This is a genomic window from Pseudoduganella sp. GW821-FHT05F09 (genome assembly GCF_059419605.1).
The window spans coordinates 71807-86630 of the sequence record NZ_JBWKSD010000004.1; the positions used below are offsets into that span (position 1 = coordinate 71807).

The window sequence follows — 14824 nt, forward strand, 5'->3', positions numbered from 1 at the left end:
CACAGAGTAATTTCATGGCATACGATCTCGAAGAACAAGAACAGCTAGCTAACTTCAAAGCCTGGTGGGCCAAATACGGCAACCTGACGTCGTGGGTACTGATCGCGGGCCTGGCGGCCTATTCCGGCTGGAATGGCTGGAACTACTACCAGCGCGACCAGGCCGCATCGGCCTCGGCGCTGTACGACGAACTGCAGACCGCCATCGCGGCCAAGGACGCGGCCAAGGTGCAGCGCGCCACCGCCGACATGGAGACCAAGTTCGCCAGCACCTCCTACGCGGCCATGACCGCGCTGGCGTCGGCCAAGCAAGCCTTCGAGGCGAATGACCTGAAAACCGCGAAGACCCAGCTGAACTGGGCCATTGAGCACGGCAACGACGAATACAAAGCCATCGCGCGCGTGCGCCTGGCCGGCGTGCTGCTGGACGAAAAAGCCTACGACGAAGCGCTGAAAGTGCTGGCCGTGGCGGTGCCCAAGCAGTTCGAAGGCGCCGTGGCCGACCGCAAGGGCGACGTGCTGGCCGCGCAGAACAAGCTGGCCGAAGCGCGCACCGCCTACCTGGCCGCGCTGACCGCTACCGATAAGAAAACCCCGGGCCGCCAGCTGATCCAGCTCAAGCTCGAAGCCATCGGCGGCACCGTGCCAGCCGAACCCAAGGCCGCAGCTTAAGAACGAAAAATCGGAGCGTAGGGCGGGTCAGGCGCGCAGCGCCGTAACCCGCCGCGCCGTCGCAATGCATGCTTAAGGATATTTATGCGTATTACCGGTAAAGTAGTTGGCGTAAGCCTGCTGGCCCTGGCCGCAGGTTGCAGCACCTTGGACAAGATCAATCCTTTCGCCAGCGAGCCCAAGGACAAGCCCGCCGCGCTGGTGGAACTGAAAAGCAGCATGGCGGTGAAGACCGCCTGGAAATACTCGATCGGCAAGTCCGGCGCGTACAACTTCAGCCCCGCCGCCGCCGCCGGCAGCGTGTTCGTGGCCGACGCGGACGGCGCCCTGGCGCGCCTGGACGCGGCCAGCGGCAAGCAGCTGTGGCGCGTCAAGGCCGGCAGCGACCTGACCGCCGGCGTGGGCGTGAGCCCGAACGGCGAAGTGGTGGTGGTGGGCGGCCTGAAGGGCAACATCATCGCCTTCGACGGCAGCGGCAAGCAGCTGTGGAAGGCCCAGGCCTCGAGCGAAGTGCTGTCCTCGCCGGTGGCGGCGGACGACGTCGTCATCGTGCGCTCGGTGGACAACCGCATCACGGCCTTCGAAGCCAAGACCGGCGCCAAGCGCTGGTCCGTGCTGCGCACCACCCCGGCCCTGACCCTGCGCAATGCGCCGGGCATGGTCATCAGCGGCGCCAACGTCTACGTCGGCCAGCCCGGCGGCAAGCTGCTGGCGCTGACCCTGGCGACCGGCGTGCCGCGCTTCGAAGTGTCGGTGGGCGAGCCGAAAGGCGCCACCGAACTGGAGCGCGTGGCCGACGTGGCCGGCACCCCGGTGGTGTTCGAGAAAGATATCTGCGCGGTGACCTACCAGGGCCGCGTGGGCTGCTTTGACCTGGCCGGCGGCCAGGCGCGCTGGACCAAGGAAGTGTCTTCCGACGTCGGCGTGGCGGTGGACCAGCGTTTCGTGTTCACCGCCGACGAGAAGGGCGCCGTGGCGGCCTTCTCCCGCGAAGGCGGCCAGAGTGCCTGGAAAAGCGACAAGCTGGCCTTCCGCCGCCTGTCCACGCCCGCATCTTTCGGCCGCAGTGTGGCCGTGGGCGACTTCCAGGGCCACATTCACTTCCTGTCGCGCGAAGATGGCGCACTAATAGCCCGGGTCAGCACCGACGGCACGGCGATCCAGTCGTCGCCCGTCATCGCTGGCTCGAATTTGATTTTCCAAACCCAATCAGGGACAGTGACCGCGTTAGCGGTCGAGTAATACAATGAAGCCGGTTATAGCACTCGTAGGTCGACCCAATGTCGGGAAATCGACCTTATTCAATCGTCTGACCCGCTCGCGCGACGCGCTGGTGGCGGACTTGCCAGGCCTGACGCGCGATCGCCACTATGGCGAAGGCCGTCTGGGCGAACGCCCCTTCCTGGTCATCGACACCGGCGGTTTCGAGCCGGTCGCCAAGGAAGGCATCATGTTCCAGATGGCGCTGCAGACCAAGCAGGCCGTCGCGGAAGCGGACATCGTGGTGTTCCTGGTCGACGGCCGCCAGGGCCTGACGCCGCATGACAAGACCATCACCGACTTCCTGCGCAAATCCGGCCGTCCGGTGCTGCTGGTGGTGAACAAGTCCGAAGGCATGCGCTACACCGCCGTGGTGTCCGACTTCTACGAGCTGGGCATGGGCGATCCGTATGTGATCTCCGCCGCCCACGGCGACGGCGTGCACGACCTGGTGGAAGAGGCGCTGGACAAGGCGTTCGAGCAGCGTCCGGAAGACGCCGAGGAGCTGGCCCCGGCCGAGCGCGGCGTGAAGATCGCGCTGGTGGGCCGCCCCAACGTGGGCAAGTCCACGCTGATCAACACCCTGCTGGGCGAAGAGCGCGTGATCGCCTTCGACATGCCGGGCACCACGCGCGACTCGATCGAGATTCCCTTCGAGCGCGACGGCAAGCAGTACACGCTGATCGACACGGCCGGCATCCGCCGCCGCGGCCGCGTGTTCGAAGCCATCGAGAAATTCTCGGTGGTCAAGACCCTGCAGTCGATTTCGGAAGCCAACGTCGTGATCCTGATGCTGGACGCCCAGCAGGACATCTCCGAGCAGGACGCCCACATCGCCGGCTTCGTGCTGGAGTCGGGCCGCGCGCTGGTGGTGGCCGTCAACAAGTGGGACGGCCTGCAGTCGGACGACCGCGACGAGATCAAGATCGACCTGGACCGCAAGCTGGACTTCCTGGGCTTCGCCAAGATGCACTTCATTTCGGCGCTGAAGGCCTCCGGCATCGGCCCGCTGATGAAGTCGGTGGACCAGGCTTACGCCGCCGCCATGGCCGACCTGTCGACCCCCAAGCTGACCCGCGCGCTGCAGGAAGCGGTGGAGAAGCAGGAACCGAAGCGCAAGGGCTCCATCCGTCCGAAGATGCGCTATGCGCACCAGGGCGGCATGAACCCGCCGGTCATCGTTATCCACGGCAATTCGCTGGACGCCGTGTCCGACCCGTACAAGCGTTATCTGGAAAAGCATTTCCGCGATACCTTCAACCTGGTCGGCACGCCGCTGCGCATCGAACTGCGCACCGGTAAAAACCCGTTCGACAAGCGCGTAAAATAAGCAGCTGGCTTAAAAACTGATAAGCAGCTTAAAGATTGACATTCCTGCACGCTACGCACTGCACGAATGTCAAAAACAGGTTACAGTAGCTTGGCAGCATCATTCTCCAGGCAGAGTATGATGCCGGGCACTTGAAATACAGCGAGTCGCCTCCAATTCTTACACAACAACATAAAACGGAGCTGTTATGAGCAACAAAGGGCAACTGTTACAAGACCCATTCCTGAACGCATTGCGCAAGGAACACGTTCCTGTCTCGATCTACCTGGTCAACGGTATCAAGCTGCAGGGCCATATCGAATCGTTCGACCAATACGTGGTATTGCTGCGCAATACCGTGACCCAGATGGTGTACAAGCACGCCATTTCGACCGTGGTGCCGGCCCGCGCCGTGAACCTGAACATCGAATCCGAAGCGGAATAATCATTGAGCTTTAATCTTCGCCTCCCACCTTGCCTGGCGGTCGCATGCGCGCAGCTTTAGTCGGGGTAGACTTCGGTCAGGGCGATTTTGCCGCCAGCGTCGAGGAACTGATGCTGCTTGCCCGTTCGGCGGGAGCAGACCCGGTCACCACGATTACCGGCAAACGCTCCAGTCCGGACGCGGCATATTTCGTCGGCAGCGGCAAGGCCGACGAGATCGGCTTGGCCGTCCAGGATCTCAAGCTTGAGATCGTCATCTTCAATCACGCCCTGTCTCCCGCGCAGCAGCGCAACCTGGAAAAGCGCCTGCAGGTGCGCGTGCTCGACCGTACCAGCCTGATCCTCGACATCTTCGCGCAGCGCGCGCAGAGCCACGAGGGCAAGCTGCAGGTGGAGCTGGCGCAGCTGCAGCACCTGGCCACGCGGCTGATACGCGGCTGGACCCACCTGGAACGGCAAAAGGGCGGTATCGGCCTGCGCGGTCCCGGTGAAACCCAGCTCGAGACCGACCGCCGCCTGATCGGCGAGCGCGTCAAGGCGCTGCGCGCGCGCCTGGCCAAGCTGCGCAAGCAGCACGAGACCCAGCGCCGTTCGCGCGGCCGCAGCCAGACGTTTTCCGTGTCCCTGGTCGGCTATACCAACGCCGGCAAGTCCACGCTGTTCAACGCCATGACCAAGGCCGGCGTCTACGTGGCCGACCAGCTGTTCGCCACGCTGGACACCACCTCGCGCCGTGTCTACATGGGCGAGGAAGTGGGCAATGTGGTGATTTCGGATACGGTTGGTTTCGTGCGGGAACTGCCGCACCAGCTGGTGGCGGCATTCCGCGCCACGCTGGAGGAAACCATCCACGCCGACCTGCTGCTGCACGTGGTGGACGCCGCCAGTCCGGTGCGCATGGAGCAGATCGAGCAGGTGAACCTGGTGCTGCGCGAAATCGGCGCCGACCATATTCCGCAGATCCTGGTGTGGAACAAGATCGACGCGGCCGGCCTGGAGCCGGCGGTCGAGCGTGATGAATATGATAAAATTTCTCGCGTTTTCACCAGTGCACGCACCGGCGCAGGCCTGGACCTGCTGCGCAGTGCCATCACCGAAGCGGCCAAGGCCGCACCCGGCAAGGCTTATCTGTACCAGGCGCCCGAGGAAGACGAGGATCTGCTGGATGTAGACGGCGATTCCGGCTCCGAAGGCCATTCCACTTCCACCCAAGTTGGATCTCATTAGCATGCCTTTCTCCTCCTTAAAAAAAAGAATAGGCTTGAAGCTGAACCTGAACGACCCTCGCTGGGGGGCGGACAAGAAGGACGGCAACAAGCAGGCCCAAGAAGGCAAGAAACCCGGTGAAGGTCCGCCGGACCTGGACCAGCTGTGGCGCGATTTCAATCAGCGCCTGAACGGCTTGTTCGGCCAGAAACGGAATAACAACGGCGGCAGCGGCGGTGGCGGCGGCAGTGGCGGCGACATGCGCGGCGCCGGCTTCACCATAGGCGCGGTCGGTGCGATCGCCGCGCTGGTGTGGCTGGCCAGCGGCGCCTTCATCGTGCAGGAAGGCCAGACCGGGGTGGTGTTCACCTTCGGCAAGGTCTCGCACGTCACGCCTGCCGGCCTGAACTGGCGCTGGCCTTATCCCTTCCAGAGCGACGTCACCGTCAACGTGTCGCAGGTGCGCACGGTGGAAGTGGGCTACCGCAACAACGTCAAGAACAAGCAGCCGCGCGAGTCGCTGATGCTGACCGACGACGAAAACATTATCGACATCCAGTTCGCCGTGCAGTACACGCTGAAGAACCCGGTCGCCTGGATCACCAGCAACACCAATCCGGAAGAAACCGTGATGCAGGTGGCCGAGACCGCGATCCGCGAAATCGTCGGCAAGAGCAAGATGGACTTCGTGCTGTACGAGGGCCGCGAGAAAGTGGCGTTCGAAACCCAGCAGCTGATGCAGCAGATCCTGGACCGCTACGCCACCGGCGCGCAGATCACCAACGTGACCATGCAGGGCGTGCAGCCGCCGGAGCAGGTGCAAGCCGCCTTCGACGACGCCGTCAAGGCCGGCCAGGACCGCGAACGCCTGAAGAACGAAGGCCAGGCCTACGCCAACAAGGTGATCCCCGAGTCGCGCGGCGCCGCGTCGCGCCTGACCCAGGACGCCGAAGCCTACCGCTCGCAAGTGGTGGAGAACGCCGAAGGTAACGCCGCGCGCTTCAAGTCGGTGCAATCCGAGTACGCCAAGGCGCCGGGCGTGACCCGCGACCGCATGTACCTCGACACCATGCAGCAGATCTTCTCCAGCACCAGCAAGGTGATGATCGATTCGCGCGCAGGCAACAACCTGCTGTATCTGCCGCTGGATAAACTCATCGCCCAGGCCGCCGCCAGCGACGCCGCCGCGAAAGCGAACGCCACGCCGCCGCCGCCCACCGCCGTGATGCTGCCGTCGGACGGCCTGCCGCCGCCGGAAGTCAGCCGCTCGCGCGACAGCCGTTCGCGCGAGTCCTCACGTGATCGGGAGAGCCGTTAATGAATCGCATAGTTACCATCCTGATCAGCGGCTTCGTCGCCCTGATGCTGTTGTCCTCCACCGTGTTCGTGGTCGACCAGCGCAAGTACGCCATCGTGTTCGCGCTGGGTGAAGTCAAGCAGGTGATCAGCGAGCCCGGCCTGCACTTCAAGCTGCCGCCGCCGTTCCAGAACGTGCTCTACCTGGACAAGCGCATCATGACCATCGATTCGCCGGACGCCGACCGTTTCATCACGGCCGAGAAGATGAACATCCTGGTGGACGCCTTCGTCAAATGGCGCATCGTCGAGCCGCGCTTGTACTTCGTCTCCTTTGGCGGCGACGAGAGCCGCGCGCGCGACCGCATGTCGCAGATCGTGAAAGCGGCGCTGAACGACGAGATCACCAAGCGCACCGTGCGCGAAGTGATTTCCGGCCAGCGCGGCAAGGTCATGGAAGCGATCCGCACCAAGGTCATCGTGGAAGCCAAGCAGATCGGCGTCGAGATCATCGACGTGCGCCTGAAGCGCGTGGACTACGTGGAGCAGATCAACAACTCCGTGTACGAGCGCATGAAGGCCGAGCGCGTGCGCGTGGCCAACGAACTGCGTTCCACCGGCACCGCCGACTCGGAGAAGATCCGCGCCGACGCCGACCGCCAGCGCACCGTGATCTTGGCCGAAGCCTACCGCGCCGCCGAGACCATCAAGGGCGAGGGCGACGCCAAGGCCAGCCAGATCTACGCCGACGCCTTTGGCCGCAATCCGGAGTTCTACAAGTTCTACCGCAGCCTGAGCGCCTACCGCGAATCGTTCAAGAATCGCAGCGACGTGCTGGTGCTGGACCCGAACTCGGAGTTCTTCAAGTACTTCAAGGGCGCGGGCGGCGACGGCAAGAAGTAATCCCGCAGCGTGCGCAGGGGCCGGACCCGTAACAGGGCCGGCCCCTTTTCATTGCTTTAAGATTGTCAAGCCGCCAATTGGCGAGCTTTTATTTCCATCGATCTGCATTTTCGCGTAAAATATGCGGTTCGGCCCTCCGATTGCCGTGTGCGTCCTGTGGGCGCATGATCGATATCTCAACAACACCGTTGCCGGTTTTCCCCATGCCGAATTGGCTATTGCCCGAACATATTGCGGACGTACTGCCGTCCGAAGCGCGCAAGATTGAAGAATTGCGCCGCCTGATGCTGGATAACTTCCGGCTGTACGGCTACGAACTCGTGATGCCGCCGCTGCTGGAATACGTCGAGTCCCTGATGACCGGCGCAGGCCAGGACACCGAGCTGCGCACCTTCAAGCTGGTGGACCAGATTTCCGGCCGCATGCTGGGCCTGCGCGCCGACATGACCACGCAAGTGGCCCGTATCGACGCCCACCTGCTCAACCGCGCCACCGTCACCCGCCTGTGCTACGCCGGCAGCGTGCTGCATACCCGTCCTTCGGGCCTGCACACCACCCGCGAGCCGCTGCAGATCGGCGCCGAAATCTACGGCCACGCCGGCCTGGAAGCGGACGCCGAGATCCAGGAACTGGCCTTGGCCTCCCTGGCGCTGGCCGGCTTCACCGACGTGCGCCTGGACCTGTCGCACGTGGGCGTGCTGCGCGCCATCCTGGCCGAGGACGCCAACGCGGCCAAGGACGAAGCGGCGCTGTACCTGCTGCTGCGCGCCAAGGACGTGCCGGGCCTGGAAGCCCAGACCGCCAATTACAGCCCGCTGGTACGCTCCGCGCTGCTGGCCCTGCCGAACCTGTACGGCGACGTGGACGTGCTCAAGCGCGCCCGCGAGGTGCTGCCGGACCTGCCGGGCATCGCCAAGGCGCTGGCCGAACTGGCCGCGCTGGCCGCGACGGCGGACAATGCCGCCATCGGCCGCGAAGTGGCGGTCGACCTGGCCGATCTGCGCGGCTACCAGTACGAGAGCGGCGCCATGTTCGCCATCTACGTGCCCGGCCTGCCGAACGCGGTGCTGCGCGGCGGCCGTTACGACCACGTTGGCGAAGCGTTTGGCCGGGCCCGTCCCGCCACCGGCTTCTCGATGGATTTGCGCGAACTGGCGCGCCTGCTGCCCACGGCCGAGCGCAAGCACTCGATCCGCGCGCCGTGGGGCAATGCGCCTGAATTGAAGGATAAAATCGCCGAACTGCGCAAGGCCGGCGAAGTGGTGATCCAGAGTTTGCCGGGTCACAGCAATGAACAGGACGAGTTCGAGTGCGACCGCGCGCTGGTGCTCGACGATAGTGGTAGCAACTGGATTCTTAAAAACTTAGGTTAGTACGATGTCGAAAAAAAATATGGCAAAGAACGTGGTTGTCATCGGCACCCAATGGGGCGATGAAGGCAAAGGTAAAATCGTTGATTGGCTGACTGATCACGCCCAGGGCGTGGTGCGTTTCCAGGGCGGCCACAACGCCGGCCACACGCTGGTCATCGGCGGCGTGAAGACCGCGCTGCAGCTGATCCCGTCGGGCATCATGCGTCCAGGCGTGGCCTGCTACATCGGCAACGGTGTGGTGGTGTCGGTGCCGGACGTGCTGCGCGAAATCGACAAGCTGGAAGCGGTCGGCGTGGAAGTCGCTTCGCGCCTGAAGATCTCCGAGGCTTGCCCGGTCATCCTGCCGTACCACAGCGCCCTCGACGCGGCCCGTGAAGCGGCCCGTGGCGCCGCCAAGATCGGCACCACCGGCAAGGGCATCGGCCCTGCCTACGAAGACAAGGTAGCGCGCCGCGCCATCCGTATCGCCGACCTGCTGAACGAAGAGCGTTTCGCAGAGAAGCTGAAAGAGAACCTGGACTACCACAACTTCGTGCTGGAAAACTATCTGAAAGCACCGAAGATCGACTACCAGAAGACCCTGGACGACGCGCTGGCCTACGTGCCGCGCCTGCGCCCGATGGTGGCCGACGTGTCGAGCGCCCTGTACGCCGCGCACAAGGCCGGCGGCAACCTGCTGTTCGAAGGCGCGCAAGGCTCGCTGCTGGACGTGGACCACGGCACCTACCCGTTCGTCACCTCGTCGAACTGCGTGGCCGGTAACGCCGCCGCCGGCGCCGGCGTCGGTCCTGGCATGCTGCACTACATCCTGGGCATCACCAAGGCCTACACCACCCGCGTCGGCTCCGGCCCGTTCCCTTCGGAACTGCCTACCGATGCCGGCGTTGGCCACCACCTGTCGTCGGTCGGCCACGAGTTCGGCACCGTGACGGGCCGCGCCCGCCGCTGCGGCTGGTTCGACGCCGCGCTGCTGCGCCGCTCGGTCCAGATCAACGGCGTGTCCGGCATGTGCATCACCAAGCTGGACGTCATGGACGGCCTGGAAACCATCAAAATCTGCACCAGCTACACGCTGGACGGCCGCACCGTGGACATCTTCCCGGTCGGCGCAGAGGACGCAGGCCGCTGCCAGCCCATCTATGAAGAGATGCCAGGCTGGAGCGAAAGCACTGTCGGCGCTAAATCGCTGGCCGCGCTGCCTGCAAACGCGCGCGCTTACATCAAGCGCATCGAAGAACTGGTTGGCGTGCCAGTGGATATGGTATCGACCGGTCCTGACCGCGAAGAGACCATCGTACTGCGCCATCCGTACGAGTAAGAAGGATAGAATAAATGAGCACCCCTCAATCCGACGACAAGCACCTGTGGGTGTCCTGGGATGAATACCACCGCCTGATCGAGCGCCTGGCGCTCAAGGTGCATGAATCGGGCTGGAAGTTCGACATGGTCCTGTGCCTGGCGCGCGGCGGCGTGCGTCCCGGCGACGTATTCTCGCGTATTTTCGACGTGCCGCTGGCCATCCTGTCGACCAGTTCCTACCGTGCCGACAAGGGCACCGTGCAGGGTGACCTGGACATCGCCAAGTACATGACGATGACCAAGGGCCCGCTGTCCGGCCGCATCCTGCTGGTCGACGACCTGGCCGATTCGGGCGTCACGCTGATCAAAGTCATGCAGCATTTGAAGGAAAACTTCGAAGGCGTGACCGAGGTGAAATCGGCCGTGATCTGGACCAAGGGCAGCTCGGCGTTCCGTCCGGACTACCAGATGGAAGAACTGCCGCACAACCCATGGATCCACCAGCCGTTCGAAGACTACGACGGCATCCGCCCGCACCAGCTGTCGGCGTGGATCAAGAAAGGCGAAGCGTCGAAGTAAGTTCGCGCGCGCATCGCACAAAGCGGCCTCCGGGCCGCTTTTTTTTTGCGCCGCGTATCGGCGGGTTAGCGCGTAGCGCGTAACCCGCCAAACCCGCCATGTGCGAGCCGGTACAGCATCGGCAGCACCAGCATGGTCAGCACGGTGGACGACAGAATGCCGCCGATCACCACCGTGGCCAGCGGCCGCTGCACCTCGGCCCCGGTGCCGGCGGCCAGCGCCATCGGCACGAAGCCCAGCGCGGCCACCAGCGCCGTCATCAGCACCGGCCTGAGCCTGCCCAGCGCGCCTTCCCGTATCGCCTCGTCCAGAGGCCTGCCTTGCTCGCGCAAGCTGCGGATGAACGAAATCAGCACCAGCCCGTTAAGCACGGCCACGCCGGACAGCGCAATAAACCCCACCGCCGCCGATATCGACAGCGGCAGTCCGCGCAGTGCCAGCGCCGCGATGCCGCCGGTGAGCGCGAACGGTATGCCGCTGAACACCAGCAGGCCGTCCTTCAGGTTGCCGAACATGGCGAACAGCAGCGCCAGCACCACCAGCAGCGCGGCCGGCACCACCAGCTTCAAACGGTCCACGGCAGACTGCAGCTGCTCGAACTGTCCGCCCCAAGTGATCCAGTAGGCCGGCGGCAGCTTCACCTGCTGCTGTATGGCTTTCTCGGCCTCCGCCACGAACGAGCCGATGTCGCGTCCGCGCACGTTCGCGCTGACCACCACGCGCCGCTTGCCCTGTTCCCGGCTGACCTGGTTCGGCCCCGGCGCCACCTCCAGCGTGGCGACTTCGCCCAGCGGAATGAAGCCGCCCGCGCCGGCAGTGTTGCCGCCCGCCGCGCCGCGCGCCTGTGCAGGGAGCGCAATCGGCAGGCGCCGTATCGCATCCAGGTCGCCGCGCATCTGCTCGGGCAGGCGCACCACGATATCGAAGCGCCGGTCGCCCTGGAACACATCGCCCGCCTGCTGCCCGCCCACGGCCGCCGCCACGGTCTCCTGCACCTCGGCCGAATTGAGTCCGTACCGCGCCAGCCTTGCGCGGTCGATATTCACCGTGAGCACCGGCAGGCCGCTGGTCTGCTCGACCTTCACCTCGCTCGCGCCCGCAACCTTTTCCAGCACCGCCGAAATCCGTTCCGCAGTCTCGTTCAGCACCGCCATATCGTCGCCGAACACCTTCACCGCCACGTCGCTGCGCACGCCGGAAATCAGCTCGTTGAAGCGCAGCTGGATGGGCTGCGAGAACTCGTAGCTGTTGCCGGGCAGCTGCTCCACGCTGGCGCGGATGGCCGCCTCCAATTGCTCGCGCGTCTTGCGCGGCTTGGGCCACTGGTCGCGCGGCTTGAACATGATGAAGCCGTCCGCGCTGTTTGGCGGCATGGGATCGGACGCCACTTCCGCCGTGCCGATGCGCGCGAACACGCGCTCGATCTCGGGAAATTCCTGCAGCAGCTTGCGCTCCAGCTGCTGCTGCATCGTCACCGATTGCGTCAGGCTGGTGCCGGGAATGCGCAGCGTCTGCAGCGCGATGTCGCCTTCGTCCAGGCTGGGCACGAACTCGCTGCCCATGCGCGAGGCCAGCAGCGCGGACAGCAGAACCGCCACCGCCGCGAAGGCCAGCACCACCGGCTTGTTGGCCAGGGACAGGTCCAGCACCGGCGCATACCAGCGCGCCGCCGCGCGCATGACGGCGTTCTCCTTCTCGCTCACGCGCTCGCCGATGAACAGCGCCACGGCGGCCGGCACAAAGGTCATGGACAGCACCATGGCGCCGAACAGCGCAATCACCACCGTCAGCGCCATGGGATGGAACATGCGCCCCTCCACGCCGCTGAAAGCGAAGATGGGCACGTACACGGCCATGATGATGAGCTGCCCGAACAGCAGCGGACGGCGCGCCTCGCGCGCGGCGGCGAACACCTCGTCCATGCGTTCGCTGCGCGTGAGCGGCCGCCCCAGCGCGGCCTGCGCGTGCGCCAGCCGCCGCACGCAGTTCTCCACGATGACCACCGCGCCATCGACAATAATGCCGAAGTCCAGCGCGCCCAGGCTGAGCAGGTTGGCGCTCACCTTGTACGACACCATGCCGGTGAAGGTGAACAGCATGGACAGCGGGATCACCATGGCCGTGATCAGCGCGGCGCGCAGGTTGCCCAGGAAGGCGAACAGCACCGCAACCACCAGCACCGCGCCTTCCAGCAGATTGGTGCGCACCGTGGCGATGGCCTTGTCCACCAGCGTGGTGCGGTCGTACACGGTGACGGCGTGTACGCCTGCGGGCAGGCTGCGGTTGATCTGCTCCATGCGCGCATCCACCGCGCGCGACACGGTACGGCTGTTCTGGCCTATCAGCATGAACACCGTGCCCAGCACCACCTCGCGGCCGTTCTCAGTGGCGGCGCCGGTGCGCAGCTCGCGGCCCTCCAGCACCTCGCCGATGTCGCGCACGCGCACCGGTATGCCGTCCGCGCTGGTGAGCACCACGTTGGCGATATCGTCGCGCGTGGCGAGCTGGCCGGGCACGCGCACCAGCAGCTGCTCGCCGTTGCGCTCGATGTAGCCGGCGCCGGTGCTGCCGTTGTTGCGCTCCAGCGCGGCCACCACGTCGCGCACGCCCAGGCCGTATGAGGCCAGTTTGTCCGGATGCGGCGCCACCTGGTACTCGCGCACATAGCCGCCGATGGAATTGATCTCGGTCACGCCGGGCACGGTGCGCAACTGCGGCTTGATGATCCAGTCCTGGATGTCGCGCAGGTCGGTCGGCGTGTAGGGCGTGCCATCCGGCTTCTTCGCGCCTTCCCTGGTCTCCACCGTCCACAGGTAGATTTCTCCCAGCCCGGTCGACACGGGGCCGAGCGCCGGGAAGACGTCCTTGGGCAGCCGCGCGCGCGTTTCCTGCAAGCGCTCGTTCACCAACTGGCGAGCGAAGTAGATGTCGGTGCCGTCCTTGAAGGTGACGGTGATCTGCGACAGGCCGTAGCGCGACAGGGAGCGGGTCTGGTCCAGCTGCGGCAGGCCCGCCATCGCCGTCTCCAGCGGCAGCGAGATGCGCTGTTCGGTTTCCAGCGGCGAGTAGCCGGGGGCGGCGGTGTTGATCTGCACCTGCACGTTGGTGATGTCGGGGACCGCGTCGACGGGCAGGCGCTGGTAGTTGTAGACGCCAAGGATGGCCATGCCCAGCACCAGCAGCATCACCAGCCAGCGCTGCGCGATGGACGCGCGTATCAATCGTTCAAACATGATGGTCGGCCTTTCGCGTCAGTGGGCGTGTTCATTGCCGGACTTGCCCAGTTCGGCCTTGATGGCGAAGCTGCCGTCCGCCGCGTACTGCGTGCCCGCCGCGAGGCCGGACAGCACCTCCACCAGCTTGCCGTCGCTGCGGCCCAGCGCGACCGTGCGCGCCGCGAAGCCGGACGGCGTGCGCACGAATACCGTGGCCTTGCCGTCCAGCGTATGCACCGCGCTGCCGCGCACCGCCACGGCCACCGCCGCCGTCGAGCCGTTGGCCGCAGGCGGGAACACGCTGACGTTGACGAACAGGCCGGGACGCCAGGCGGCGCCGGGATTCTTCAGCCGTATGCGCGCGGTGGCGGCGCGCGTCTGCTCGCCCAGCAGCGCGCCCACGTAGGCCACCGTGCCGATGGCGCTGGCGCCGGAAGAAACCGATTGCACCGAGGCGGGCTGGCCCACGCGCACCGTGTCGAGATGGGGCGCCGTGACGGCGAACTCCGCCCACACGCTGGACAGGTCGGACAGGGTGAAGATGTTGGCGTCCTCCTTCACCGCTTCGCCGGCGGCGATATGCTTTTCCAGCACGGTGCCGTCAAACGGCGCGCGCACTTCGTAGCTGTTCAGGGGGCCGGAGCCGGGCAGGGCGCTCGCGCCCAGCGCGTCCAGCTTTTGCTGCGCATTGCGCGCGGCGATGCCGGCCTCATTGGCATGCTGCTGCGCTTGCAGATAATCCTGCTCGGCCGAGATGCGCTCCTCCCACAGCTTGCGTTCGCGCGCCAGCAGCGTTTGCGCCAGCGACTGGCGCTGGCGGGCCGACAGCAGCTCGCTGCGCAGGTCGGACAGTTCACGGCTGGACAGCACCGCCAGCACCTGCCCCTTTTTCACCTGCTGGCCCAGCTCCGCGTTCACGCGCTCCACCATGCCCGCCAGGCGCGGCACCACGTGCGCGGTGCGGTCGCCGTCGTAGCGGATTTCTCCCGCCAGCGCGATGGAAGGCGCGATCGGCGCCGGTCCAGCGACCGCCAGGGTGATGGCGGCGGTCTTGATTTGCGCGTCGCTGAAGGCGGCTTGCGGCGCTTCGTCCGCGTGCTCCGCGTGGGCTGCTTCGCCTTGTTTTTCGCTATGTACCGCCTCCTGCGGCGCGGCTGGCTGCGCGCCGGGACGCAGTATGAATGCGGCAAGCGCGGCGCCGCACAGCACGATGGCCGCGATGGCGATGGTTTGTTTTTTGCTTGGGTTGTTGGTGAATTTCATGGCGGT

Annotated in this window: 12 protein-coding genes; 10 read left to right on the forward strand and 2 right to left on the reverse strand. The window is 65.3% G+C overall.

Annotation, left to right across the window (positions count from 1 at the left end):
• Positions 1 to 14: 14 nt before the first annotated feature.
• The 10 genes from AC07S4_RS13810 (at position 15) to AC07S4_RS13855 (ending at position 10340) form a co-directional block, all read left to right on the forward strand.
• Positions 15 to 671, forward strand: coding sequence for a YfgM family protein (locus AC07S4_RS13810; protein ID WP_494987203.1), 657 nt, complete (start codon positions 15 to 17; stop codon positions 669 to 671).
• Positions 672 to 755: 84 nt separating this feature from the next.
• Positions 756 to 1913 carry an outer membrane protein assembly factor BamB gene (bamB, locus tag AC07S4_RS13815; protein ID WP_494987204.1) on the forward strand — a complete coding sequence of 386 codons (1158 nt, stop codon included), beginning with the start codon at positions 756 to 758 and terminating at the stop codon, positions 1911 to 1913.
• A 4-nt stretch (positions 1914 to 1917) separates the two neighbouring features.
• Complete coding sequence (gene der, locus AC07S4_RS13820; protein WP_494987205.1) at positions 1918 to 3261, forward strand: ribosome biogenesis GTPase Der; 1344 nt, start codon at positions 1918 to 1920, stop codon at positions 3259 to 3261.
• Positions 3262 to 3448: 187 nt separating this feature from the next.
• Positions 3449 to 3685, forward strand: a complete 237-nt coding sequence (gene hfq, locus AC07S4_RS13825) for an RNA chaperone Hfq (RefSeq protein WP_008450615.1) — start codon at positions 3449 to 3451, stop codon at positions 3683 to 3685.
• A 44-nt stretch (positions 3686 to 3729) separates the two neighbouring features.
• A complete protein-coding gene (gene hflX / locus AC07S4_RS13830) occupies positions 3730 to 4911 on the forward strand; it encodes a GTPase HflX (protein WP_494987206.1) in 1182 nt (393 codons plus the stop codon).
• 1 nt (position 4912) lies between these two features.
• Positions 4913 to 6208, forward strand: a complete 1296-nt coding sequence (hflK, locus tag AC07S4_RS13835; RefSeq protein ID WP_494987207.1) for an FtsH protease activity modulator HflK — start codon at positions 4913 to 4915, stop codon at positions 6206 to 6208.
• Positions 6208 to 7089 carry a protease modulator HflC gene (gene hflC, locus AC07S4_RS13840; RefSeq protein ID WP_494987208.1) on the forward strand — a complete coding sequence of 294 codons (882 nt, stop codon included), beginning with the start codon at positions 6208 to 6210 and terminating at the stop codon, positions 7087 to 7089. The genes hflK and hflC overlap by 1 nt, the downstream gene beginning before the upstream one ends.
• 203 nt (positions 7090 to 7292) lie before the next feature.
• Complete coding sequence (locus AC07S4_RS13845) at positions 7293 to 8462, forward strand: ATP phosphoribosyltransferase regulatory subunit (RefSeq protein ID WP_494987209.1); 1170 nt, start codon at positions 7293 to 7295, stop codon at positions 8460 to 8462.
• Positions 8463 to 8466: 4 nt separating this feature from the next.
• Positions 8467 to 9780, forward strand: coding sequence for an adenylosuccinate synthase (locus AC07S4_RS13850; protein ID WP_494987210.1), 1314 nt, complete (start codon positions 8467 to 8469; stop codon positions 9778 to 9780).
• A gap of 14 nt (positions 9781 to 9794) precedes the next feature.
• Positions 9795 to 10340, forward strand: coding sequence for a phosphoribosyltransferase (locus AC07S4_RS13855; RefSeq protein ID WP_494987211.1), 546 nt, complete (start codon positions 9795 to 9797; stop codon positions 10338 to 10340).
• Between the two features lie 65 nt (positions 10341 to 10405).
• Here AC07S4_RS13855 and AC07S4_RS13860 read toward each other — a convergent pair whose 3' ends face one another.
• A complete protein-coding gene (locus AC07S4_RS13860) occupies positions 10406 to 13573 on the reverse strand; it encodes an efflux RND transporter permease subunit (protein ID WP_494987212.1) in 3168 nt (1055 codons plus the stop codon).
• Between the two features lie 18 nt (positions 13574 to 13591).
• Positions 13592 to 14818 carry an efflux RND transporter periplasmic adaptor subunit gene (locus tag AC07S4_RS13865; protein ID WP_494987213.1) on the reverse strand — a complete coding sequence of 409 codons (1227 nt, stop codon included), beginning with the start codon at positions 14816 to 14818 and terminating at the stop codon, positions 13592 to 13594.
• Between the last annotated feature and the right edge of the window lie 6 nt (positions 14819 to 14824).